Here is a 25,480-nt window from a genome sequence, read left to right on the forward strand (position 1 = left end):
CTCAGATCTTTCCAATTTCGTTGTTGTGACGATCAATCCACGCCTGAAGTTCTTTGTCAGTCATCCATTCCGAATTATTGTCACTTGAATAGACAAAGCCCTCCGGCACCTTCTTACCGTCCTTGATTCGGCTTTCGCATGTTCCCCAATCGTTAATATTGGGCAAAATTTTGAAGTGCTCTGGATATTCGTAGGTGAAATAGGAGTCTTCTGCGCCAATCATCTGTTCATGCAGTTTTTCACCCGGCCGAATCCCAACCACTTCCTGCTTTGCATCCGGGGCAACCACTTGCGCGAGGTCCGTTACTTTCATTGACGGGATCTTCTTGACATAAATCTCGCCACCCACCATGTCTTCGAATGCATGCCAGACCAACTCTACGCCTTGCTCCAGACTGATCATAAAACGTGTCATGCGCGGGTCGGTTATGGGCAACACGCCTTTTTCTTTGATCGACATGAAAAAGGGTATGACCGAGCCGCGAGACCCCATTACGTTACCGTACCGGACCACAGAAAATTTGGTCTCATGGCCACCCGAATATGAGTTGCCGGCCACAAAAAGCTTGTCAGAGGCCAACTTGGTGGCACCGTAGAGATTGATAGGACTGCTGGCTTTATCGGTTGAGAGCGCGACGACGCCCTTAACGCCTTTATCAATCGCAGCATCTATCAGATTCATGGCTCCGTGAATGTTTGTTTTTACACATTCAAAAGGATTGTACTCAGCGGTAGGTACGATCTTCGTGGCAGCTGCGTGCACAACATAGTCAACGCCATCAAGTGCCCGATATAGTCGATCCCTGTCTCGTACATCGCCTATAAAGAAACGAAGGCGGTCGTCGCCTTGAAACAGCTTGGCCATTTCCCACTGCTTCATTTCGTCCCGAGAAAACACAATGATTTTCTTGGGATTGTATTTTTCCAGTGTCATGGGAATGAATTTATGGCCGAACGACCCAGTGCCACCGGTTACGAGGATAGTAGAGTTTTCTAACATTAGATTTTCGCCAAGTGTCTTCTATGGATTGCTGGATTTGTTACTCGTGAAGAGTACGAGCCTAATGAACACAATTATAATCGAAAGCATGAGGCCCAGAATGGTTGCCAAGACAACCGTTAATGCTCTTTTAGGTTCACTTTTTTCTTGAGGCACAACCGCCGGGTCTACAGTCTCGAACACGTATTCTTGCTGGGCATTGGCCAGCATCACAGTGCGGGTTTCATTTTCAATGAGTTGGTAAAACACTTGCTGCATGCCAGCGACGTTGGTGTCGTTCAGTTTTTCTTCAAGATAGTTGATTCGGGCAGTGGCTTTGGTGACATCCTGCTTGCGCATATGCTCGTTGATATCTTTGACCAGCCATTGGGCCCACTGCTGCGCAGCGGAAGGTGACAGGCTTTTCACGCTTATAGTGATCATACCGTTGTCTTTGTTTTCGCTGACGTTAAGGCTCTTTTCCTTAAATGTTTTCACCAAGTCCCAATCCGTCGGCTTGTAGCTCTTGCCGCCTTCATCCAATAGCCATTCACCTGTCTCGGGGTTGTAGATTTCCAAGTTGTATACCCACGTTTGGCTCTTATCATTCCAGGCTTCGGTACCCATAAGTGGCACTTCAAGGTTGTGGCGACGGATAAAGTCAGCCAGAAAAGCGCGGGACTGAAGGACTTCCTTTGCTATGACGGTCTGATTGGATCTTTCACCACCAATGCTAATGCCGGCCAAGCTGGCCAAGCCACCGAGTTGCCCACTGAGGCCCTGTAAGCCACCCTCTTCGTTTGCTGGGGCCAGGAGTACATTGGCTTGATAGACGTTTGGCTTATAAAGCGCGTATGCAACGCCGCCTGCAGCGAAGACAACAGTGATGGCCATGATCAACCACTTGCCGCGCCAGAAGGTCTCAAATAGCTCTCGAAGGTCTATTTCATCATCCTGACGGTAAGGCTTTTCTATTGCAGGCTGAACTCGCAGCTCATGCTTACTCATTACAAATTCCCCACAGCGGCAGCACCGAGAGCCATTTGGTAGACGATCTGGCTCACGTTAGACCACAACTCGAGCTGGTTCAGCCGGTCAACATCGATTGGCATGATGATCGTGTCTCCCGGCTCCATTTGTTGGCTGCGACTGCCAAACCAGCGGCTTCGTTCGGGCAGCATTACGGAGCCATCCGCTTTTACAATGTAAACCCTGCTTTCATCAGCCTGACGTGTTGACCCACCGGAACGTTCGAGGTAGTCATCGACCGTTAAGCCCGCCTGATGCAAGTGGCTCGTTGGGAATTGAACTTCGCCAAACACGGTAACGGACTGAGGAATGGTTGGAACAGTCAGCGTATCGCCGTCCTGAAGGCGGATCGCCTGGTAGTCTTCGTTATTCACGACTGCTTCGAGATTAACCACCATTCGACCGACCGGACGACTGCTTTGGACATCCTCAAGCAGATCCTCAACCTGTTGCGCTCGATCCGCACTCTCTCCCGCCAGTCCATCGCCCTCAAGCTGGACTCCGAGCAGGTCCCCCTGCAGGCGCTCTTCCGCTTCGCGAAGGCGCTGAGCTTCAAGGCGGCGTAACTTTTCTCGGGTAAAGACCGCGCCTCTCGGAAACGCGTTATCAGTCAGTCCACCTGCTCGCTCAATAACTTCCTTAAGGGTTTCTCCGTCCCGGAAAGTGTACACGCCCGGATAACGTACTTCGCCCTGTAGCTTGATGGTGCTTGTCTTCGCAAATTCCGGGATGGATTTAATCAGTATCCTGTCTCTACTTTGTAGCGCCAGGTTGCCATTGCCTGCCATGGCGTCAGCCAGGTTGACATTGAGAATTTTCGTCTTCCCAATGCCGTTATCATCAGTCGTGTATCGGGCAATTTCCGCATTGAAAAGTGACGCTGAATCTTTCAACCCACCAGCTACAAAAATGGCATCCGCGAGTTGCCTGGAGGCGGGCATGGGGTATTCACCGGGGTATCTAACTGGCCCGCTAATCTGAATGGTTCTCTGTGGAGCAGACGGTGTTGCCTGGCTTTTCAGTCGACGAAGTACCGGTTCGAAGAGCTTTTCTCGTGTGAAGTCCCGTTTTTGCTCACCTTCAATTTCGCCATTCTGCTCAGTTGGCTCATTTTTGCGCTCCACCTTTCCTGCGTCAGAGAAGATCAACAGCTTGTCCTTTTCCTTAAGCAGGAAATCGAACTCGCCGCCGGGATTCTGAATGGCCTTTCTCAGCCTGAGGTTCAGCACTGAAATAGAGTCAGTCTGTTTGTCTGTGCGAACGATAGCCGCATAGCGCTTGTCTGCGAAGGGCGTAAGGTCTGCATCCAGGTTTCGAATCAACGAACTCACCCGCATGCCCGGCATCCAGGCAAATCGACCGGGCCGCGTGGCCGCGCCGGCGATCTCTACATACTGACCTGTGATATCCGAGATTGACGGAATAGTTACTCTATCACCCGCCTGAATTCGCGCACTCTTTCCTTTTGCCGCAGTGTAATCCGCCTCGGCAATGATTCTAAGGTAGTCCTCGTTGGTGCGTTCAATATTGATGCGCTGAGGGTACGCCTGAGGGGTGAGGCCACCGGCCATACTAACCAGGTCCTCGAGGGTGTTCTCATTTTCCAGTTCATAGAGCGCAGGGCGGTAGACCTCGCCCTCAATGCCCGCACGCCTGCCTACAGATGGAATAAAAATCACGTCGCCCGGCTGGAGACGGTTATCGTTTGAGCTGTCTCCCTTGAGCAGGAGATCGTATAGATCCAGGGTGCCTACCAGCTTCCCGTCTCGCTTGTGCTGGAGGTTTCGCAACGAGCCCGTTTGTTTTATGCCACCGGAGACATACAAAGCGTTGGTAATCGTAGAGAGCGAACTGACTGAATATGAACCGGGGTTGCGTGCTTCACCGAGAACGAACACGCGCATGCTTCGCAATTCACCCAGGGAAACGCTGGCCTGAACGCCAATATATTGCTCTGATACCTGTTTGCGGATCTGCTGCCTGGCTTCATCAAAGCTCAATCCCGCGACGCTCATTGGGCCGGATTGAGGAAAACTGATGGTGCCATCGCGGCCGATGGGCAGTTCCAGATTCTGGTTTTCCTTGCCCCAGAGCTGGATGCGTAATACGTCCCCGGGCCCAAGGGTGTACTCGGAGGGAATGGGGATTTCGGTTACCGGAGCGAAGGTGGTTGGGCTGCCCCGAAAGAGCTCATAGCCGAAGGGCTTCAGACCACCGTTTTTATCGGCGGCTTGCTGCTCTTTCTCTTCTTCCTCCTTTTCACCGCGGGCCTGCCCTCTCTCTTCGTCCGAAATACTTTCAGCCGGCTCAACTACCTGAACGTCTCGTGGTCGCTGATTGCGTTGCCCAGAGGATTGGAAGTCTTCCAGATCAACACCGTACTGGCTAGCCAGGGCTTCCTGCTGGGCTCTGGGCAGGCTCTGGAATTGCTCGATCTGGGATTGACTGATGGACTGGGCGGTGGCTGCCACGGGGAGCAGAATGGCCAGGGGTAGCAAGAGATTCTTAAGCTTCACAATTAGAGATCCGACGTTTTGGTTCGATCAGTTTAAAAACGGTATGTCCAGGCGGCACCGAAAGACCACTGGTCTTTTTCGCCACCCAAGTACTTAATTTTCTTATCGGTGGCTTGGAGATTCAGGTCCAGCCATCCTCCAAACAATCTGGCTCCATACCCTACATCAAGGATGGTTACGTTCTGATCAACATCGGGCACGGTATAAAATATTTGGTCGTTCGGCACCACTGTTCCAATTGCACCCTCTTTATTAAGACGTGCAAAACTCACTTTGGCGCTGAGGTTAGTACCATTGTCAAAGAAATTGAAAGCCCCGAGGGTGACGGCCTCTGAGTCGCCATCAAAACTGGTAGCCATACTGCGACCGTAGTAGCGGTAGCCGGAACGGTAACGGGAGTGCTCATACGTAATATTGGGAATGGCGTCACCCAGGAAGTCGTCAGCCAGGGTATTCGTGTACTCAACAAACCATTGCTGGTCGGCTTCGAATAGCTGGGTGGTCCAATCTGCCCCGAAAAGCCAGGACTTCCTGGCCGGAAAGGCACCGGCTTCGTCTTCCCCCATCATTTGGCCGTAAATGCCCATTGTTTGCTGGCCAAAAGAGAAACCGTATCGCGCATCAATGCTGGCAAGTTGGTTGCCCGGATCGTTTTCCTCAAGCTGTCCATTATCCCGGCCGATCAGGGCATTCCAGATAGTGGACGCCCCTTCCGGCCGCCCTTCCCCACCGAACATAATCGCACGGGAAAGGCCAATATCCAGGCCATCGACGGGGCGGAAGGTAAAGCGCATACCAATGAGTTTGGCATCCGGTACCGCGCGATCGCTCTCGTACTGTCCGGCTAGCGCTGTAAACTGCCAGGGACCGATCCAGCTCAACCAAGGGGTTTCGAAGGCGTGGGTATTGTTGCGGTTGATCCAGAGCGCCGGCATCGGGCGGGCGTTATTCGAGAGAATCAGGCTAGACTGCCAACCGGGCCCCCACCAACGGTCAATAGCACCCACACCGAACACCCAGTTGCCGGCTGCTGCTGCAAGATAGGAGCCATCCAGGCGCAGTTCTTCATCATCATCTGGATCATGGGCATAGCCGGGGTGGAGCCCTAGGGCCCAGACTTCGCCCTGCCACTGAAGATCGATTGCCGTTCCAACCTTCGCAAGAGTTTTCTGATCAAACCCACGAATACCCGGAATCTCGCTGCTGCCATACAGACTGTACTCACCGCGAAACCCCGGCTGCGCCTGCTGTTCCTGCTCGAAAAGCAGGTAGGCCGCGGCAGCGCCTACGGACGAATGATCCGCACTCACACTGGGCTGCAAACCACTGTGAACTGCACTCCACATCAGCGGCCAGGTGCTCACAGTACGGTCCATATGGCCACGGTCTGCCAACTTTTGAGCCGCGAACCTGGCCCGTGAATCCCCCGGCTCAAGCCAGGGCGCCGCCCAAAGGAGGGGGCTGCTTAAGCACGCTACCGCCCCACCGACCAGGGCCCAGTGTTTTAAGGTCATAAATATGAATAATCTGAAAATCGACAGGAAACAGGCAAAAGGAAGGGAACAACTGAATCCCAACTATTTCCTTGTCGGTAGATGAATGTTCTGTTTCAGAAGCGTGACGATTTTACGGCATCGCCTGTGACAAGCAAGTGACAAAAAGTCTGACAGGTGCGGTTTCAGAGGCTTACCGCAGTAAAGAATTGTTAAAGGATCACAAATGCAGGGAAATCGACTAGCTTTCGCTCACCCTGGCCCTCACAACGCGGGCAAACTCCATAAAGAACGCCGAAAAAACGCCTCCCATCAATCCGAGCATGCCTGCCAAAACAACGATCAGGGTTCGCGCCGGACCGATAGGCTCCGAGCTTTGTCGGCTTTCAGCAAGAACTTCCATTGGCTGAATTGACTCCAGGGTCGCTTCCAGTGACAAGCGCTTTTCTACGGTTCCTGCTATAGCCTCGCCGGCGTCGTTGTAACTCTCCAACATGCCGACCGTCTGAGACAGAGACTCTATCTGGCTCTCAAGAGCCCCCTTCACAACCGACACTTCGGCTGACTGACTCTGCTCTAACTCATTGACCAAATGAGCGTGCGCCCGCCTCACCTCTTCACTCTGCTCAACTGAGGCTTCTGAAGACATTCGAATCAAAGCGGTACTCTCGGGGTTGACGAAGTGGATATCGAACGGCAAGGATTGATTATGGCTTGCTTGATATAATGCCTGATATTCAGGAAGCCAACGATTCTCCAGAGTTGCAATAACAGTACCCGGCTTTTCGATAAAGGTACCGGGCTCCTTCTCTGCAAGCCCAACGAGAGTGACGTATTCGTACTTGTGAGGCACGAAAAAAGCGTAAATGACACCAAAAACCAGCGCAGAGAAAAATACTAGATAGAAGGTTCTCCGATGCTTCAGAAACATAAAGGTCAGATCCACAAGACTAACTTCGTCATCTGCCTCTGATCGACGCTCTCGCGGCATCTCTTCCATCTGCGCTCCTCTATTGATGCTTTAAGCCAAGGATGTCTCTACTCGGCGCCGGAACCGAATACCCAATATTTTCCCCTGGGCAAAGGCCACGACAGTTACTTCTTTATAGCAGATACCGGGACTCTGATACTCTGTTGCTTCTGCATAAAGCTGACAAGCACAATTGCCCGCTCTTCGCCGTCATAGGCCTGAAAAATGGCATTGATGCCCTCGAAAGGCCCCTCGCTCAGCTGTACGGCCTGGCCCGGCTTGATGCCGCCCTGCTCTGCCACCGAGTCGAGGCTATCTTTGATATGCTGGATCACAGCATCGCTTATGGGTGCGGGTTTGTTGGCGAAGCCGACGATTCTCAACACACCACGGGTGGAACGAAGCTTCGACCACATTGGATCCGTCTGCTCAAGGTTTACGAACAGATAGCCAGGGAATAACGGTTCCAGTTTCTTCGAGCGCTTTCCGCCCTTGATTTTCTCCACACTGATTTTTGGGTAAAAGCAGGCGATGTCTTGGTTCTGAAGGTGCTGAAGAGCGCGGTCGCCCTGAGCGGGCTTGTGTTGAAGAGCGTACCAGGTCATGGCCGGGGACTGTACCAGCTTCCCGATGCAACGAAATACGGATTTAACACATTTTGTTTACCATATTTGAGGGGTTCCCCATCCAGCGTCTGCACTTTGCCGCCGGCAGCCATCAATACGGCCTGGGCAGCACCGGTATCCCACTCAGAGGTAGGACCCAGCCGTGGGTAGATATCCGCATGCCCCTCGGCGATACGGCATAATTTGAGGGAGCTACCCGCCTGCACCAGCTCATGGTCACCCAATGCCTCGATGAATGCCCGGGTTTCTTCATTCAAGTGGTTTTTGCTGGCAACAACCCGCTTCAGGGGTTTTGGCTCGGCCACTCGAATGTGATGAACCCTGCCGGTACGGTCCCGCATGTGGGCCCCTTCTCCCACAATTCCCCAAAAAGCTTCTTTCAGGGCAGGCGCGATGACAACCCCCATCACTGGCTGGCCATCTTCGATCATGGCGATATTTACCGTGAACTCGCCGGTGCGCTGGGTGAAATCCTTTGTGCCGTCGACGGGATCCACCAGCCAAAAGCGGCGCCAGTGTTTGCGCTCTTCCCAGGGGATATCGCTGCCCTCTTCCGAAAGGATCGGGATATCCCGGCTGATGCTTCGAAGCCCATGGGTAATGATATCGTGGGCAGCGGTGTCTGCAGCGGTAATTGGAGAAGCGTCGGCCTTGTAGCTCACCTTGAAGTCAGACTGGTAAATGTGCAGCACTTTCTCACTGGCCGCATCGGCCACTTTTATCACGTCCGGAAGGATGGAGCTGTAATGCATGTGATTCGCTTCCTGCTTCAGATCAAAACGTTATGAACTATCATAGGCAATAGTAACACTCCCTCCATAAAGATCGAGAAGGATGGCTCTATGAAACTTCGCTTCCTTGGCGGCACAGGAACAGTCACGGGCTCCCGCTACCTGCTTTCAGATGAGAAGCATCGGGTGCTGGTGGATTGTGGCATGTACCAGGGCGTAAAGACCCTGCGCCGGCGCAACTGGGCGAAGTTTCCCGTGGATCCCTCCACTATTGATGCGGTGGTGCTCACCCATGCCCATATTGACCACTCCGGCTACCTGCCAGCCCTGGTAAAAAACGGCTTCAAGGGCAAGGTTTATTGCACCAAAGCCACCCACGAACTTTGCAAGGTTCTGTTGCCGGATGCCGGTTTTTTACAGGAGGAGGATGCGAAATACGCGTTTCGCAAGAAATTCTCCAAGCACGAAAAACCGGAACCGCTGTTCACCGAGAAAGACGCCTGGGAAGCCCTCAAGCATTTCGAGTCCCTCCACTACCATGAGGCGTTCGAGCCGGTAAAGGGGTTCCAGGTAACCTTTACCCCGGCGGGGCATATTCTGGGTTCGTCCTGCGTTCACGTTCATCATCAAGGGGCAGACAGAACGGTTGTATTCAGTGGTGACGTTGGGCGTCAGAACGACATCATAATGCGCCCGCCGGAGCCGCTGCAGAAGGCCGATGTGCTGATCTGTGAATCAACCTATGGGGATCGGGCCCACGGCGAGACAGATCCGGAAGCAGAGCTGGCTGAAATCATTACCCGCACGGCGGGGCGCGGCGGTATCGTGCTTTTACCGGCCTTTGCAGTGGGCCGTGCGCAAATGCTGCTGTATGTGATTCACAAGATTATGGGGGACGGGAAGATACCCAAACTGCCGGTTTTCCTGAACAGCCCGATGGCCATCAAGGCCACAGAGATCTTCTGCAAGCACCACAAAGAGCACAAATTGAATGCCGCTCAGTGCGAACTGATGGATGAGAAAACCGAGTTTGTACGCACGGTGGAAGAGTCCATAGAGCTGGACGCGGTGCGCTACCCATGTGTGATTATTTCCGCCAGCGGAATGGCCAGTGGTGGACGGGTCCTACACCACCTGAAAACGCTACTCCCAAATCCCCGCAACAGCGTAGTGTTCGCTGGTTTCCAGGCGCCTGGCACCCGCGGTGATGCACTGGTGAACGGTGCGGAATCAGTGAAGATCCACGGTGAGTACTGGCCTGTGAAGGCGGAGATTCATAACCTGGATTCTCTCTCCGCACATGGTGACTACAACGAGATTCTGGCGTGGCTGGGGCAAAGCTCGTTGAAACCCGAAAAGGTTTATGTCACTCACGGGGAGCTCGTCGCGAGTGACGTTATGCGCAAACGGATTCGGGACAAGTTTGGCTGGGATGTTGAGGTGCCGGAATTGTTTGAGGAGGTGGAGGTTTGAAGCCAGCTTCACTTTTCTGAAGCTACGACCCCAAACCAGCACCAACCTCACATTGTTCATCTGACAAAGGCGGGATCCCCGTGATCGCATAGGAGACGGTTCCTGCATCGGATACAGTTGCCTCAAGGGTGCATCCTTGGTTTGCGACCGAAAGAACAGAAGTAGCACCCCGAGCCGCATTTGGAGCGATACTTAGATCTGAATCAGCTGAAATAGCATCATTGAGTTGTTGGCAACCGTTTCCAGTTTGGGCACAAACCTGCAGCTTGATTACAAAAGGCGTCGCTGACTTCATTACGGCGCTTCCTTGAGCGCTCGCGACGTAGGATTGATAAGCAGGTATTGCCACGGCTGCCAATATCCCGATTATCGCTACAACGATCATTAACTCAATGAGCGTGAAACCATATTGCTTGTGCATTTGCAGATACCACCTTGCTTAATCATTGTTAAAGAATTTAAAGCAAGGTTCGTGCCCAAAATAAAAAAACCTGAATTACAATCAGTTATAGGCCAGAGCTCTTTTTAAACTGCCGCGGATAGTCACCATGTGACCAAAAGCGCGGCGTGTACAGCATCATGCCCTGCCCCTTATAAACACTCCTATCCACAAGGTTGCCTTGGTAGTATCTATAGATCTCACCAAACCAGAGAACACCAAGCAGAATTGAAAGCATGGCAACAGTCCTTAGAAACCGTTGTTCCCATCTGTATTGCTGCGGAATTCTGGAGTTTCGAGCATCAGGAATCTGGAGCCACGCAAATAGCGTTGTTAAAACCAAGAAACCGATAAGCAGGGAAGCTGGCGCCATAAAAACTGCCGAAACACTTGCATGCACACACGCTGCAACGGTTGACACCACGATCCCATTTATCAGAGTGGCGTCACGCTTTGCGACCAAATATTCAAGCCGCCGTGCCCTTAGCTTCCTGGCCGCTCCAAGCGCAGCTAAAACCATTGTACAAATTAGAATCCAGCCGTACTCTGCCGCCCACAACAAATACATGTTATGCGGATGCCCAAACTGCTTGCCGTTAGCATATGCATCGGTAATGGGCGGATGGGTCAGCCACGACTGGGGGCCAAGACCGACGGGGAAACGAAGCAAACTCATTTGCCAGGCTTCGTCCCATAAAGGAATACGCCCAGAGGTGCCGGATTTTAGTCCGAGAGAGCTTGAGCTCCCGTACAACAAATCGGGAATAAACAGGGTCAGTAAAACCCATGAAGCAAGCCCCGTGAGCAATTGCAAAGCAAAGCATCGCCCCCACTCCAAAGAACTCTTACGAAATATAAACACTCCGACCAGTGCGCCCACAATCAATCCAATCGCGGCTCCACGGGCGGATGTTGAAAACAGTATCCACCACCATGCGCCCCCTGAAATGAAAATCAGCACCTTTATCGAAGTAAATGAAGCCAAGCTGCTCTTTTTCTGGGCAGCAGCAAGCAAAGGAATAACCCAAGTTGCCAAGTGACTCCAATATCTTTTATTTGGCACTCCCCAAGCCAACGCAAAATCAAAGTTTTCGAGACCCTCTAACAACGCGAATGAATAATTCATCAGCGCAACCAGCGCGTAAACGAAACTGGACAGCGCTGCAACACTCAAGAACCTTGCAACTGTCAATTCAAAGCAATCAGATTGTGCGAGGCGGCTCCCAAAAACAATAGTTGCGAAAAAGAAGAAAAAGAACATCAATGGCTCGACACGATAGGTCGCCCCATAGAGCTCTCCGCTCAAAAATGAAACGAGCAGAGGAGCAAACCAGAGCAGCATACTATATTTCCTGTCGCTTTCACCCCGCCGCCGCTTTTCGATCAAAGGGATCCAGGCTGCGAGCCAAATTACTGCGCAAAAAACAAAACGCTGAAGGGAGTAGTAGTCCACGTTGACGGGAAACAACGCAGCGAAAAGTGCAACACTGAAACAGACTACGGAGAGGGTAACAAAGAGCACGTGTGAAACCTCAAAAAAAAGCCCTCACCGGGGTGAGGGCCTCTGCTCGCAAGAGATGCTAGATAACTGTATTAGCTACCAACGCCACCAGCGCCTTCAATACACTGAGCCAAGTCGGCAGCGTCACCTGACACCGCAGACATATCGTAAGCCACAGCACCATCAGGAGTAACTTCGGCTTCCAAAGAACAGAAGTCATTAGCCCAAGTCAGAGTGATTGTGTCTCCGATAGCTGCAGCAGCGGGACCAGTCAAAGCTGCAGTATTGCCAATCTCAGTAACGAGACCATCGCAGTCGATTCCAGTCTGCGTACAAACCTGGGCTTTACCCACGAAAGGGTTAATACCTTTTACAACCGCGCCGCCCTGAGAGGTGCCCACGTATTCTTGATACGCCGGAATGGCGACCGCTGCCAGGATACCGATGATCGCAACCACGATCATCAATTCAATAAGAGTAAAACCTTTTTGTGTTGCCTTCATAGTTCATCTCCGAAAGATAGTCAGTCACACTCCAGTGCGGGAGCGGCCTGCCAATCACTAAGCAGATGCTGTGCCAACTCAGCTTTTTTTGTTTTATTCTTTCCAAACAGCGAGTTGAATACTCTGCCCCAAACGGCTACAGGTCAAAATCGTCACGTGCGGGCGCCGCCCGTGGTCAGGGAGTGACATTTTTTGTCACCAGACAACAGCCAAACACTCTGTGCTTTCAAAAGCCATCATGTACATCTAAACTCTGCTTTAATTAATCTGAAAGCCGTTTCAGCAACTTATAACAGACTCCTGACCGTATTTATGGCAACTGACAGCAGCAAAGTAACTCTCACCGGCCTGGCACGACGTTTCGTTGAGGACGGGCTTCTAGATGAAGCGACTGCCAAAGACGCATTCATTCAAGCCTCACAAAACCGAATACCGTTGATCACCTATCTGGTTCAGAACAACCTGGCGGATAGCAGCGGGCTGGCATTCTCGGCTGCCATGGAATTCGGTGTTTCTGTATTGGATCTCTCGGCGTTTGCGACGGAAATGATTCCGGAGAAGGTGGTCGACGAAAAGCTGATCCGCAAGCACAACGCTCTGCCTATTTACAAGCGCGGAAACCGGCTGTTTATTGCTGTTTCTGACCCGACCAATATCCAGGCGCTTGATGAGTTCAAATTCAACACCGGCCTGAGTACCGATGCGGTATTGGTAGACGACGCAAAACTCCGTGACTCCATTGAAAAATACCTGGAATCTCAGGATACCTCCATGGGGGATCTGGAGGATGCAGACCTTGAGGGTGTAGAGACAGAGGGCGGCGAACAGGAAGACGACAACGCTGTTTCTGCCAGTGATGTCGACGATGCACCTATCGTGAAGTATGTGAACAAAATGTTGCTGGATGCGATTCGCGGCGGCGCATCGGATGTGCATTTCGAACCTTATGAAAAGGTTTATCGGGTTCGCTACCGCACGGACGGTATTTTGAAAGAAGTGTCGCGGCCTTCCATCAAATTGGCGCCCAAAATTTCTGCCCGGGTAAAAATCATGGCGCAGCTGGACATTTCCGAACGGCGTGTACCTCAGGATGGACGGATTAAAATGAAACTGTCCAAAACCAAGGCCATCGACTTCCGGGTAAACACACTACCCACTCTATGGGGCGAAAAGATCGTATTGCGGATACTGGATCCGAGCCAGGCCAAGCTGGGCATTGATGTTCTTGGTTACGAGGAAGACCAGAAGCAGATTTATCTTGAGGCCCTCGAACAACCCCAAGGTATGATTCTGGTAACCGGGCCAACTGGCTCAGGTAAAACGGTTTCGCTCTACACCGGCCTGAACATCCTAAACACTGCCGAAAGGAATATCTCAACTGCCGAGGACCCGGCCGAGATTAACCTTGAAGGGATCAATCAGGTAAACGTGAACACCCGAGTCGGGCTCGGCTTCGCCGAAGCATTGCGAGCCTTCCTCCGCCAGGACCCCGACGTAATCATGGTGGGTGAGATTCGGGACCTGGAGACCGCCAACATCGCGATCAAGGCCGCACAAACCGGCCACCTTGTTCTTTCCACACTGCACACCAACAGTGCCGCCGAAACGCTCACGCGGATGATGAACATGGGTGTTCCCTCATTCAACATCGCCACTTCGGTAAGTGTGATTATCGCGCAGCGATTGGGCAGGCGGTTGTGTAACAGCTGCAAGCAAGCCGCAGACATCCCCAAAGACGTGCTTTTGGCGGAGGGGTTCACACAGGAACAAATTGATACAGGCTTCACGTTGTACCGCCCAAAGGGCTGTGATAAATGCAATGGGGGATACAAAGGCCGCGTTGGTATTTACGAGGTGGTCAAGATTACCGACGAGCTGGCAAACATGATTATGGAAGAGGCCAGTTCCATCAAAATTGCAAAACAGGCTCAGGCAGAGGGCTTCCGTAACTTGCGGCAGGCAGCGCTTCTGAAGGTGATTCAGGGTGTGACCAGTCTTGAGGAAGCCAATCGCGTGACGAAGGATTAGACATGGCAGAGAAAGCACAAAAGCTCCAGGCGTTCGTTTGGGAAGGCAAAGACCGAAAAGGTAATAAGGCGACCGGTGAGGTTTCCGGAACCAACCTTGCACTTGTGAAAGCGCAGCTTCGTAAGCAAGGGATCGTGCCAAGCAAGGTGAAGAAAAAGTCGAAACCACTCTTTGGCGGCAGCAAGAAGATCACACCCTTTGACATAGCGATGCTTACCCGCCAGCTAGCCACCATGATGAAGGCAGGCGTTCCTCTGGTTCAGAGCTTTGACATTGTCGCGGACGGGCTGGAAAACAAAGGGCTTCAGGAACTCATTCTTGCGATCAGGAATGATATTGCCTCAGGTACCAGCTTCGCCGGTGCCCTGCGAAAGCACCCGAGGCATTTCAACGACCTGTACTGCAGCCTCGTCGATTCTGGCGAAAAAGCCGGTGCACTTGAACAGATGCTGGACCGGATTGCCACCTACCTCGAGAAGAGTGAGCTGCTAAAGAAGAAGGTCAAGAAAGCGATGACCTATCCAGCGGCCGTTGTCGTTGTCGCCATTATCGTAACAGCGATTTTGCTTGTTAAAGTTGTTCCTCAGTTTGAAGCATTGTTTACCGGCTTTGGGGCCGACCTGCCTGTGTTCACTCAGATGGTGGTAAACCTTTCGGAGTGGATGCAGAAATGGTGGTTTATTGGCTTGTTAGGCATTGTTGGCTTTGTTTTTCTCTTTAAGGAGGCAAAGTACAGGTCTAAGAAGTTCTCAGATGCCATCGATAAGTACACCCTCAAAATTCCGGTTATAGGCGAGGTTCTTGACAAATCAGCGGTTGCCAGGTTTGGGCGGGTCTTGTCGACTACATTTGCTGCCGGTGTACCGTTGGTAGACGCACTTGAATCTGTAGCAAATGCAACCGGTAACGCGGTATACAGAGACGGAATCAACAAGATCAAGGACGAGGTCGCGAGCGGCACGCAATTGCAAGCAGCAATGCGCAATGCTGACATCTTCCCGGTTATGGCTGTTCAGTTGACTGCTATCGGTGAAGAGTCCGGTAACCTGGATGAAATGCTCTCCAAAGTCGCCGATCATTACGAGGCCGTAGTTGACGATCTGGTTGATAACCTGTCGTCCCTCATGGAACCCTTGATCATGTCGGTTCTGGGCGTGCTGGTGGGTGGCTTGATCATCGCCATGTACCTTCCGATCTTCCAGATGGGTAAGGTGGTTGGCTAAGTGCTTGATCTAGAAACATTGCTTGGCACCCCCTGGCTACTTTACCTTTCGGTTATTCTTGTATCTCTCTGCGTAGGTAGCTTCCTGAATGTTGTCATTCTGAGGCTGCCGAAAATGATGCATCAGGACTGGCGCTGCCAGTGCGAGGAATTCCTGGAGCTGCCTGAGAAGCAGCGTAAGGAGGAAGAGCGGATTACCCTCGCCAAGCCGGCGTCCACGTGCCCCTCCTGCGGCCATGGCATTCGGGCGTGGGAAAATATTCCAGTCCTCAGCTGGCTGGTTCTTCGGGGCAAATGCGCTTCTTGTAAAGCTCCCATTTCGCCGCGCTATCCAATCATTGAGGCGGTTACCGCGATTTTTTCCGTGGTGACCATTGCTGTCATCGGGCCGAACGAGTCGGCGCTTTGGGCCCTTTTGTTGGTTTGGGCTCTGGTGGCTTTGACAGTTATTGATTTCGACACTCAACTACTGCCAGACAGTATTACCCTTCCACTGATGTGGCTTGGCCTGGTGCTGAACTACTTTGGCGTGCTGACCGATTTTAACAGCGCGTTCTGGGGGGCGGTGGTCGGTTATCTGGCTCTGTGGTCCGTCTACTGGCTGTTCAAGCTGGTTACCGGCAAGGAAGGAATGGGGCACGGGGACTTCAAGCTGCTTGCCGCACTCGGCGCCTGGCTGGGGTGGCAATTGTTGCCAGCGGTTATCCTGCTTTCCTCGGTGGTTGGTGCCGTTGTCGGTATCGGCTTGATGGTGTTCAAGCAGCATGGGCGCGAAGTGCCGATTCCGTTTGGGCCGTATTTGGCGACTGCCGGGCTGCTCTGTTTGTGGTTTGGAACTGAGATTCAAGCGTTCTGGTACGGATTCCTGGGAGTCTGATTTATGAAGATTGCTGGCCTGACCGGCGGCATTGGTTCCGGGAAATCCACTGTGGCTCGCCTGTTCGGTGAGCTTGGCGTGCACTGGGTGGATGCCGATGATGTTGCCCGGGAGGTGGTTGAGCCGGGAACGCCTGCACTGGAACGGATTTCAGAGCATTTTGGGAAGAAGATCCTCACTTCTGAGGGTGCGTTGGATCGGGCGCAGCTTCGTGGGATTGTCTTTGAGAAGCCGGAAGAGCGTTTTTGGCTTGAGTCGCTGCTGCATCCAATCATCCGCGAGGAATTGATTCGGCAGTTGAACCCGGAAAACTACCAGCTTCCTTACGTGCTCCTGGTCTCCCCTCTCCTTCTCGAGACCGACCAGCACGAACTGGTTGACCGCATTATCGTGATCGACGTGCCTGAAGAATCCCAGATTGAGCGCACCATGGCCCGGGACACCAATTCCCGGGAGCAGGTTGAGCGGATCATTGCGGCTCAGATGTCGCGCGAAGATCGGCTGGCGCGGGCGTATGAGGTGATTGATAATGACCGCCCTCTGGATGAAGTAACGCGTCAGGTGCGGGAGCTGCATGAACGGTTGTTGGTGGACTTTGGCTGACTGGTTTTCCCGCTATCGCATGGCAGCCCTTGCGGCTGCGCTTTCTCTGACGATCTCTTCTCCAAGTTACAGCATCGAGCCGGTGTTTGAGGTTCGAGAACGTTCCATGGCTGAGATTCTCTCTCCGGGTCAGCTTCCGATCGGATTCTATACGTTTGAGCCGGACGAATACTGGGCCGATCCCCGGGATTCCTACTGGCTGAAGTTCAGTAACTGGGTGCTGCGGCAGGAGCGTCTTCACGGGCAAAAGATCCAGTCGGTTGGCCAGTGGGCAGACCGTACCTTATCGGGCAGCTCCCAGAGTCTCCCCAACAACGAGAGTTACCTGCGCATTGGCTTTGCGACTGAATCCGAGTACGGCGACCCGGCACAATTTGAGCCTGAGGCTCGGTTCCGGCTGGATATTCCCACCACCCGCCGGAAACTGCGCCTGGTGATCGAGAGCGAGAGCGAAGACCTGATTCCTCTCGGGGAGCGCCAACGGGACCGCCAGCTTACGGAGCCCGAGCGTTCCGATACGGAAGCCACAGGTGCACTGCGTTACCTGACCCAGATTGGTGACGCCATCAACTTTTCCAACGACGTGGGTGTGCGCCTACGGCTTCCTCCAGACGCCTTCTGGCGGGCAACGGCTGAGAAACGTTGGCAGCTGGACGACAAGTGGATTCTGAACGCTCAGCAACGGTTCTATTATTTTCATCAGGATGGCTGGGGCGAGCGAACCTGGATTGGCGTTGGGCGCCCGGTGGGCAATGACTGGTATTTTCGCTCGTCTTCAGAACTGGAGTGGGTGCACAACGACAAGGAATTTGTTGCGGCTCAGATATTCAGCATGCGCAAGCGCATGAATAACCGCTTGATTGTAACGCCCCGGCTGGGCGTACTTGGGGAAAGCAAACCTTCCTGGCGCACCACATCAGCGTTCGGCGATCTCACGTTCCGCTACCGTCTACACAGCAACTGGCTCTATGCGGAGCTGATTCCAGCACTGGAATTCCCCCGGGAGGATAGCTTTAAAGACCGTGCTTCTGTGGTGTTTCGGGTGGAAATGTTTTTCTCCGGTATCATTGAGGATGATCGTTTGTAATGCCAAGACACCCCTCGAAACCCGCGACCGAGGCCCTTACTCTCACGCCTATCGCCATTACCCGCTCATGCTTTCAGGACAAGTTCGGGGTGCCTCGCCAGCCGGGGTTGACCCGTCATGCCCGGGCCGAGCTGATCATCCGGCCACCGTTTGACCGGGAAGATGCCTTCCGTGGGCTGGAGACCGCCAGCCACCTTTGGCTGACCTTTCAGTTTCACGAAGCGGTGCGGGCAGACTGGCGGCCCGTGGTCCGCCCTCCCCGCTTGGGCGGCAATCGCAAGATGGGTGTGTTTGCCAGCCGGTCTCCGTTTCGCCCAAACAGCCTCGGCCTCTCGGTCGTTCGCAATGAGGGATTGGTGCGCAAAGATGGACAACTCATTCTCCGCATTAGTGATCATGACCTCATCGAGGGCACACCGATACTGGATATCAAACCCTACCTGCCATTTGCCGATTCAGTTCCTGAAGCGACATTGGGCTGGGCAGACTCGCCACCCACGGAAAAACTCGACGTGGTTTTTCTGCCGGAAGCGGAGGCCCAGATTGGCAAGCTGTCACCCGAAGAGTATCCGGAACTGCGAGCGCTGATCGAGGATGTGGTGGCTTACGATCCACGCCCCTCCTTTCGCAGAGGACGGGAAGAAGAGCGCATTTACGGAGCGCATCTGTACGATTTGAACGTGCGATTCCGATTCGTGAATGATCATTCACGGAAACGTGTCGAAGTGCTGACGGTCTGTTAAACTTCTTTTGGTGATTTTGTAGTCGACACAGGGAATATGTGCCTTGCCTTCAAAGCGGTTCTTCAAACGATTGGGAATACGACCACTGGCGGCAAGGTTGCTCGCCTACGTATTGCTGTTCAGCCTTTTTCTGTCTCTGGTGGCAACGGGCGTTCAGCTGATCGGAGAATTCGAGCGGCGCAAGAACGATCTGCTGAATGACCAGACACGGGCCGCGGAGTTGGTTTCCGGGAGCATGAGCAACAACATCTGGCTGATGAATTTCAGCGAGGTGGCCAACAGCCTGGATGATATGAAAGCAGTGCCCGCTGTCCAGTACGGGCGGGTGGTGACCAGCACCGGCGAAACCTTCAGCACCGGCACTTACCCTGAGGGCCGGGTCATATCGCAGACCTTTCCACTGGTTTTTGACCGCTCCAACAACCGCAGTCCTGAGAACGTTGGCACGCTCACCGTCACCTCCTCCATAGACCAGATCTACAAAGACCTGCGTAACCGCGCGCTCCTGAACCTTCTGTTTCAATCCATTGTTGTCATGCTGGGCACCCTGGGCCTGCTGGTGATCGTTCGTTTAACGCTGTCCCGGCATCTGGAATCCATGGCCGATTACGCCGCGCGGCTGAATCTCGACGCGCTGGTCGACCCGCTGAAGCTCAAGCGCAAACCCCGAAAAACGCCAGATGAACTCTCTGAGCTGGAGCAGGCCCTGAACAAGATGCGCCTGCAAATCCTTGAGGACACCCGCTCCCTGCGACAGACCACGATCCAGTCCCAGGGTGAACGGGACGAGGCGGTGCGGGCCAATCACGCCAAGAACCAGTTCCTCGCAAATGTCAGCCACGAACTGCGTATTCCTCTGCAATCAGTGCTGGGCTACGCCAACCTGCTCACCGATACGCCGCTGGATCAGGAGCAGCGGGAATACGTGCTGACCTTGTTGAGCGCCTCGGAAAGCCTCTCGGCCATCATCAACGACCTGCTGGATATCTCCAGCATGGAAGCGGGCAAGCTGGTACTCGAAGACATTCCCTTTGACCTCAGAGAAACTCTCAATGACCTGGTGCACATGCTTGGCTCTCGCGCCCGGGAGAAAGGCCTCGCACTGGAACTTCGGATCGACGAAAACCTGCCCTGGGCGCTGAAGGGCGACCCGGTTCGCATTCGCCAGATATTGTTGAACCTGACCTCCAACGCCATCAAGTTTACCGATTCCGGCCATGTGCTGATCAGTATCGAGGTGTTGGGCCGCCGGGATGACAAGGCTCGCCTTCGCATTGCGGTGGAAGACACCGGCGTGGGCATCAACCCGGAAGATGTTCCCCTGGTTTACGAGCCCTACGTGCAGCTTGGCCAACAGTTCCAGCGTCAACTGCCCGGTGCAGGCCTTGGCCTCACCATCTGCCGCCAACTGGTGGGCCTGATGGACGGGTCCATGGATCTTGAAAGCCGCCCAGGTGAAGGATCGACCTTCTGGATGGAACTGACTCTGCCCGTGGCCCCGGAGAACGCCGCCCGGGTTCGGCCGGATACCCGGATGGTGAAGAATCGCCGGATTCTGGTAGTGGATTCCTATGAGCTATCCCGCAAGATCACTCTGGAAATGCTGTCCCGGCACGAAGTGCACATCGAAGCGGTAAAATCCGCCGGCGAGGCGCTGACGTCCCTGCGAACGGCGTTCGATGGCCATCAGCCGTTCGACGCGATCATTCTGGATGGCTTTGTGCCGGATATGGACAGCGACCTGCTGTGCCGGCAGATCCGTAGCAACCCGCTCTGGTCAGATATGCGCCTGCTGATCCTGTCGTCCAACCCGCAACGGGGCGACGCCGAACATTTCCGCCAGGCCGGTGCAGATGCTTTCCTGAGCAAATCTCTGCGAGAGTCCTGCCTGACGCCGATCCTCAACCAGTTGTTTGCCGATGCAGCCAAAGAAGAACGGCGCTTCCTGACCCGATTTTCGCTTCAGGCTACCACCGATACCGCCCGACGCCGGGAGCTTCCCTGCGGCCGCATGAAGGTGTTGCTGGTGGAAGACAATCCTGTGAACCGCACCCTGACCCGTCGACTGTTGGAAAAACTCGGTTGCGACGTGATGACCGCCAACGATGGCGAGGCTGCGGCCAGCCTCTGGCAGTGGCACCCGTTCGATCTGGTGTTCATGGATTGTGTGATGCCCCGTGTGGACGGCTTTGAAGCCACCCGCCGCCTGCGGGAATGGGAGAAAACCCACAACCGCGCGCGCATCCCGGTGGTCGCGCTGACCGCCAGTGCCATGGAAGAAGACGAGGAACGCTGCCGCCGATGCGGTATGGATTCGTTTGTTGCCAAGCCTGTCAATATTGAAATGCTGCGGGCAGTACTGGAACAATATTGTCAGGCGTCTGCTGCCTCCTGAGACCGGCTTACCGAACTACGGGCACAGACATCCAGACACGTTTCCGATACCCGAAGGCAACCATGAACGTTGAATGCCCAACCTGTAAAAAGTCCGTGGAATGGACCGAGACCAATCCCTGGCGCCCTTTCTGCTCCGAGCGTTGCAAACTGATCGATCTGGGGGCCTGGGCCAACGAGGAATACCGGGTACCCGCAGAGAACGCATCACCGGAGGATCTGGACCAGGGCGGCGAGACCACCCGTCACTGATCTGCGAAAAATGAAAGTTAACGGGGACTTACTGGCATTTAAGTTGAGTGGTCCGGTGCGTCCCGTTAACATACCGCCAATTCTGCTAAAAACGTAACGAAGGTGCACAACTATGAAAGCGTCCCGGATTTCCCTGATGGTTCTCTCACTGGCTGCCGCGCCTGCCTTCGCAGGTGACGTGGATCTTAGCCTTACAAACGACTCGGTGAAGGGCCAGGTAAACTTCTTCGGCACCAACAACGATATCCAGCTTGGCACCGGTTACACCTACCACGAAGGTGGCCGCGATATTTTTAACGCCGATTTCCATGCCCAGGGCCGCACTGCGATCGGTAACCTGCCGACTACCGCCGGCATCGGCATGCGCGGCATCTTCTGGGATCAGGGCCGTGCAGATGGTGGAGCGCTCGGTCTCGGCGGTTTCGCAACCGTCAACATCCCGAACGTGCCGGGCCTGTCGTTCACCGGCGGCCTGCATTACGCACCCAGCATTCTCTCGTTCGGCGATTCCGATGACATGACCAGTCTGGAGCTTCGTGGCAGCTATCGTGTGATCCGCAACGCGGAGGTTTTTGCTGGCTACCGTTACCTGAATACCGATATCGAGAATTCCTCGCGAGACGTCAATCTCGATGAGGGCGTTATGGCCGGGATGAAGATTTTCTTCTGATTCATGCCTCATCTGAAACAGGCCCGTTCTCCCGGGCCTATTTCACTTTCCCTCCCTGACTCTTTCGTGCTTTTCCTCACGCTTTCCCGAGAATCCGACTGTTAGACTGTCTGCCTGTATTTTCTGCACGGATAGCCAGGCATGCGATTCACACTCGGTTTACTCCTCTCCTCGACTCTGGTGCTCACCGCGGGATGCGGAAGCGGCGAAGATGCCATTGCCGGCGCGGCCGGCCAGCCCAATGACTTCGCGGGAAGCAAGAACCCGGTCGATGATTTCAGTTCCGGCAGCACCGGCGATTCCTCGAACACAGGCGGCCTGGCCAGCAATGAGGTCCGGGTAACCATGGAAGTACCGGGTGGTGTCACCAGCGACGGCGAGCCTACCCGCCGCAACCTGAGAATCGTGCAACCGGACAGGGTGAGTGTTTACTACACCAACCCGGCCCTGCAGAACCTGGGCGAGCCTCCCATTTCCAGCCGCACCGACAGCGAAGGTTTCACCATTATCGAATTCACAGAAGGCCTGCCCCTTGGACCGGATGTGATTATCGATGCCAGTTATGGCAACACCCGAATGCGAGCCTTGGCCGCCGATGCGGACCGGGATGTGAAAGTGAATCCTTTTTCCGAATATCTGGTGCGTAACACGCTCAGCAGCTATACGGCCGGTGAGTTCCAGACCATTCTGGATTGCGTTGCCGATGAAGGCGGCGAGCTATGCCTGAACAAGTATGTGTGGTCGACCCTCGCCGATCAGGTCCACGACTTTGAAATTGAGATTCCATCCAATGTTGGCCTCGGCGGTGCCCTGGATATTCTCGAAGATCGGGGAGACTTTGCCCGTTACGTGAGCGCAATGGCCGACTACGCGGTGCTCGATGAGACGTCCTCGGGAAAGATCAGCGCCAGTTCCGCAGACTACAATTCGGTATTTCTGGGTATCGAGCTGGGGCAGACCTTTCTCGAGTCTACCCTGAGCGGGTCCGGACAATGGGGTGTTCGAACGGCCCAGGAAGAGGTGCTGACCGATGATAATGGCACCGGCTATGTCTATCCGGCTCTCACCCTGACCAGCTTTGATGCCTTCAACATCCGAGTGACCTCTCTGGCCAACGATATCCCATACGATCGCGAGGCTCTGATTCACCAGGCGGGAAACGACTTCTTCGTTCGGGGCTCTGAATACTGGGAACGGAACACTCACTCTTCATCCCCCGGAGCAGCCACGCTGTTGGAAGACACTCGCCTGCTGGCAGGCCGGGCCCTGTATCAGAGCATTACCGGCCGGGGCAGCTCGAAAATTATTGGCTGGACTCGCAATCCCTACTATCTGGACGCCTTCACAAGTGCGCCTGAGGATGAAACCACGGGGCCCGACCGGGTGATCAGCGGCTATTTCAGCGCTGGCAAAGCGATCGAGCTGGAAGCAGACGGCGACCAGTTGCGGCGGCTGGGCACTCTGGAGGATCAGTATCTGTCGGTTCTTGAGATCAACCTCCTCAGGAAGGAGGGATTCGACGCAGACAGTCTGAATGGCCGCGACTACAACATGCTGTATCTTGGAACCCGATTCAGCGATGAGACAACGCCTCTCACCATTGAAGCAGGCGTTGGCCAATGGCAGATTTCTGGCGGCACAGTTGACCAATCCCAGAGCTTTACGTCATTACAACGAGACAGTTCAGGCACTGTCACGACGGACTCCACCGGTACCCGAGCAGAATCCTGGACCCTGAGCAACCGAACCTCGCGGCTCAGCAACGGGGATGTGGATATCGGACGACTGAACCTGGACATCACCACCGCTTCCGGTGATTTCCAGCGGCCAGATATTGGTGTCGGTGCCAGCACCCCGGATGGCACCCTGATGGCATTCAACCTGGACGATGGTCCGCTTGGAGACGGTATCCTGATTGCCGCGGAACAAACCGCGAACACCGTACCGGCTTCGGGACAGTTCAGGCTTCAGGGCGTGGCCCTGGCCCTGACATCGCAGACGAACCGCCTCCGACATTTTGACAATGCCCTGCTGACCATCGAATCCTCAAGCTCGGCAACACTCTCGCCGACTTCGCTGACCAGCACCCATTCCGTTGATGACGAGACCGTGACAAAACCTGCGCTGGAGAGCCTGGCGGACATCGACCTGGCGCTCAGCCAACTGGGCGACGGGAGGGTAGAGTTCACCGCAGGCAACCTTGTACTTGAGGGTTTCCATACCGCCAGTCAGGACCAGTTCTATTTGCGCTTCCGAACCACAGGGGGTGGTGAGGAACAGATCGGTTTGCTGGTTGCAACACGACTGCCCTGACGGCAGTGGCATCCGACAAAACCCAACTGGCAAACGCTCTCGTATAACCTGTTATAATCATTGCTATATCGATTGAAACGAGAGGTTTTATGTCTGCGGGTAAACGGGCCGTCATTCTGATGCTCCCCCTGATTGCATTTGCGATCGGCGGTGGCTTTTATACGCCACAGGCCAGTATTGACCGGATCAACTCCGATAACACAGGCTCCGAACCCGCACTGTCGTCCCTGCCCCCGCTCCCAAGTTGGGCCAACGACGACTTGCCAGATTTTTCTCAGTATCAGGACACCACGGAGAAGAAGGCCGCGTTCTTCTCGTTTCTCTACCCACGGATTGTTCTGGCCAACTCAAGGATTCTGATTGAGCGCGACTACCTGGATAGCCTCGCTGCGAAGGAGACATTGACCAGCAAGGAGTATGATTGGCTGGCCCAACAGTCCGAGCGATTACGAGTGGATGCAGAGCCCGGCAGCGACGAGCAGTTTGCCCTGCTACGCAAGCGTCTCGATGTAATTCCTCCGTCTCTGATCCTGGCACAGGCCGCCAACGAATCCGCCTGGGGCACGTCCCGGTTTGCCACGAAAGGTAATAACCTTTTTGGCCAGTGGTGCTTTTCAAAAGGCTGCGGACTTGTTCCCCGCGGCCGGGCTGAGGGCGCGAGCCATGAGGTGGCCAAGTTCTCCTCACCCTACCGGTCGGTTCGTGCGTATATTCAGAACCTGAATCGCCACCCGACCTATCAGTTGTTGCGAGACGTCCGGCTGGAAGACCGCCGTGATAATGCCCCTCTCTCAGGCCTGGAGCTTGCAGAGGGTCTGCTTGGCTACTCCGAGCGCGGAGAAGAATACATTGAAGAGATTCGGGCAATGATTCACTACAACAACCTCGAATTTTACGACGACGATTTCCGCAGCGTGGTCAGAAACCTCGAACCTGGCAGCCTTGAACAGCTGGCTTCTACTGAAGCGGAAACCGGTTTGCTACCCCGCCAATCATCACTGAAAACCAACCCGGCTGAAGGTTAGAGACCC

General features: G+C 54.2%; 22 protein-coding genes. 12 read left to right on the forward strand and 10 right to left on the reverse strand.

Annotated elements, in window-relative coordinates; translation table 11 throughout:
- Window position 1: 1 nt before the first annotated feature.
- From pseB to cysQ, 7 genes are all read right to left on the reverse strand, one after another.
- The gene (gene pseB / locus HP15_RS11965; protein WP_041645350.1) at window positions 2-1,000 is read right to left on the reverse strand and encodes a UDP-N-acetylglucosamine 4,6-dehydratase (inverting); all 999 of its coding nucleotides are present in this window, start codon (window positions 998-1,000) and stop codon (window positions 2-4) included.
- A 21-nt stretch (window positions 1,001-1,021) separates the two neighbouring features.
- A complete protein-coding gene (locus tag HP15_RS11970) occupies window positions 1,022-1,987 on the reverse strand; it encodes a Wzz/FepE/Etk N-terminal domain-containing protein (protein WP_014577703.1) in 966 nt (321 codons plus the stop codon).
- Complete coding sequence (locus HP15_RS11975) at window positions 1,987-4,524, reverse strand: SLBB domain-containing protein (RefSeq protein ID WP_014577704.1); 2,538 nt, start codon at window positions 4,522-4,524, stop codon at window positions 1,987-1,989. Before HP15_RS11975 ends, HP15_RS11970 begins: the two co-directional genes overlap by 1 nt.
- A gap of 32 nt (window positions 4,525-4,556) precedes the next feature.
- Window positions 4,557-5,888, reverse strand: a complete 1,332-nt coding sequence (locus HP15_RS11980) for a capsule assembly Wzi family protein (protein WP_227499627.1) — start codon at window positions 5,886-5,888, stop codon at window positions 4,557-4,559.
- A 370-nt stretch (window positions 5,889-6,258) separates the two neighbouring features.
- Entirely contained in the window at window positions 6,259-7,017 is a 759-nt protein-coding gene (locus tag HP15_RS11985) for a Wzz/FepE/Etk N-terminal domain-containing protein (RefSeq protein ID WP_041645352.1), read from the reverse strand.
- A gap of 95 nt (window positions 7,018-7,112) precedes the next feature.
- Window positions 7,113-7,592 (reverse strand): transcription/translation regulatory transformer protein RfaH, encoded by a 480-nt coding sequence (rfaH, locus tag HP15_RS11990; protein WP_049784485.1) that lies wholly within the window; start codon window positions 7,590-7,592, stop codon window positions 7,113-7,115.
- Window positions 7,589-8,365 (reverse strand): 3'(2'),5'-bisphosphate nucleotidase CysQ, encoded by a 777-nt coding sequence (cysQ, locus tag HP15_RS11995; RefSeq protein WP_014577708.1) that lies wholly within the window; start codon window positions 8,363-8,365, stop codon window positions 7,589-7,591. Before cysQ ends, rfaH begins: the two co-directional genes overlap by 4 nt.
- A 90-nt stretch (window positions 8,366-8,455) precedes the next feature.
- Here cysQ and HP15_RS12000 point away from each other — a divergent pair, with 90 nt between their 5' ends.
- The gene (locus tag HP15_RS12000) at window positions 8,456-9,817 is read left to right on the forward strand and encodes an MBL fold metallo-hydrolase RNA specificity domain-containing protein (protein ID WP_014577709.1); all 1,362 of its coding nucleotides are present in this window, start codon (window positions 8,456-8,458) and stop codon (window positions 9,815-9,817) included.
- 22 nt (window positions 9,818-9,839) lie between these two features.
- Here the strand turns inward: HP15_RS12000 and HP15_RS22910 are convergent, their stop codons facing one another.
- The 3 genes from HP15_RS22910 to HP15_RS23015 form a co-directional block, all read right to left on the reverse strand.
- On the reverse strand, window positions 9,840-10,238 hold the full coding sequence (locus tag HP15_RS22910; protein ID WP_041645354.1) for a pilin: 399 nt from the start codon (window positions 10,236-10,238) through the stop codon (window positions 9,840-9,842).
- A gap of 85 nt (window positions 10,239-10,323) precedes the next feature.
- A complete protein-coding gene (locus HP15_RS12010) occupies window positions 10,324-11,598 on the reverse strand; it encodes an O-antigen ligase family protein (protein ID WP_041645356.1) in 1,275 nt (424 codons plus the stop codon).
- A 251-nt stretch (window positions 11,599-11,849) separates the two neighbouring features.
- Entirely contained in the window at window positions 11,850-12,260 is a 411-nt protein-coding gene (locus HP15_RS23015) for a pilin (RefSeq protein WP_014577711.1), read from the reverse strand.
- A gap of 312 nt (window positions 12,261-12,572) precedes the next feature.
- Between HP15_RS23015 and pilB the strand changes: the two genes are divergently transcribed.
- From pilB to HP15_RS12070, 11 genes are all read left to right on the forward strand, one after another.
- Window positions 12,573-14,288, forward strand: a complete 1,716-nt coding sequence (pilB, locus tag HP15_RS12020; protein ID WP_014577712.1) for a type IV-A pilus assembly ATPase PilB — start codon at window positions 12,573-12,575, stop codon at window positions 14,286-14,288.
- A gap of 2 nt (window positions 14,289-14,290) precedes the next feature.
- Entirely contained in the window at window positions 14,291-15,511 is a 1,221-nt protein-coding gene (locus HP15_RS12025) for a type II secretion system F family protein (protein WP_014577713.1), read from the forward strand.
- On the forward strand, window positions 15,512-16,387 hold the full coding sequence (locus tag HP15_RS12030; RefSeq protein WP_014577714.1) for a prepilin peptidase: 876 nt from the start codon (window positions 15,512-15,514) through the stop codon (window positions 16,385-16,387). It abuts the gene before it with no gap.
- A 3-nt stretch (window positions 16,388-16,390) separates the two neighbouring features.
- Entirely contained in the window at window positions 16,391-16,990 is a 600-nt protein-coding gene (coaE, locus tag HP15_RS12035; protein ID WP_014577715.1) for a dephospho-CoA kinase, read from the forward strand.
- Window positions 16,983-18,077, forward strand: coding sequence for a hypothetical protein (locus tag HP15_RS12040; protein ID WP_014577716.1), 1,095 nt, complete (start codon window positions 16,983-16,985; stop codon window positions 18,075-18,077). Before coaE ends, HP15_RS12040 begins: the two co-directional genes overlap by 8 nt.
- On the forward strand, window positions 18,077-18,820 hold the full coding sequence (gene tsaA, locus HP15_RS12045; RefSeq protein WP_014577717.1) for a tRNA (N6-threonylcarbamoyladenosine(37)-N6)-methyltransferase TrmO: 744 nt from the start codon (window positions 18,077-18,079) through the stop codon (window positions 18,818-18,820). Before HP15_RS12040 ends, tsaA begins: the two co-directional genes overlap by 1 nt.
- Window positions 18,821-18,863: 43 nt before the next feature.
- Window positions 18,864-21,215 carry a response regulator gene (locus tag HP15_RS12050; RefSeq protein ID WP_014577718.1) on the forward strand — a complete coding sequence of 784 codons (2,352 nt, stop codon included), beginning with the start codon at window positions 18,864-18,866 and terminating at the stop codon, window positions 21,213-21,215.
- A 62-nt stretch (window positions 21,216-21,277) separates the two neighbouring features.
- Entirely contained in the window at window positions 21,278-21,466 is a 189-nt protein-coding gene (yacG, locus tag HP15_RS12055; protein ID WP_008170214.1) for a DNA gyrase inhibitor YacG, read from the forward strand.
- Between the two features lie 112 nt (window positions 21,467-21,578).
- Entirely contained in the window at window positions 21,579-22,136 is a 558-nt protein-coding gene (locus HP15_RS12060) for a YfaZ family outer membrane protein (protein WP_014577720.1), read from the forward strand.
- Window positions 22,137-22,277: 141 nt separating this feature from the next.
- Window positions 22,278-24,449, forward strand: a complete 2,172-nt coding sequence (locus tag HP15_RS12065) for a hypothetical protein (protein WP_041645358.1) — start codon at window positions 22,278-22,280, stop codon at window positions 24,447-24,449.
- A gap of 89 nt (window positions 24,450-24,538) precedes the next feature.
- Window positions 24,539-25,474 carry a glucosaminidase domain-containing protein gene (locus HP15_RS12070; protein ID WP_008170208.1) on the forward strand — a complete coding sequence of 312 codons (936 nt, stop codon included), beginning with the start codon at window positions 24,539-24,541 and terminating at the stop codon, window positions 25,472-25,474.
- Window positions 25,475-25,480 lie beyond the last annotated feature (6 nt).

This window comes from Marinobacter adhaerens HP15, assembly GCF_000166295.1.
GTDB classification, from domain to species: domain Bacteria; phylum Pseudomonadota; class Gammaproteobacteria; order Pseudomonadales; family Oleiphilaceae; genus Marinobacter; species Marinobacter adhaerens.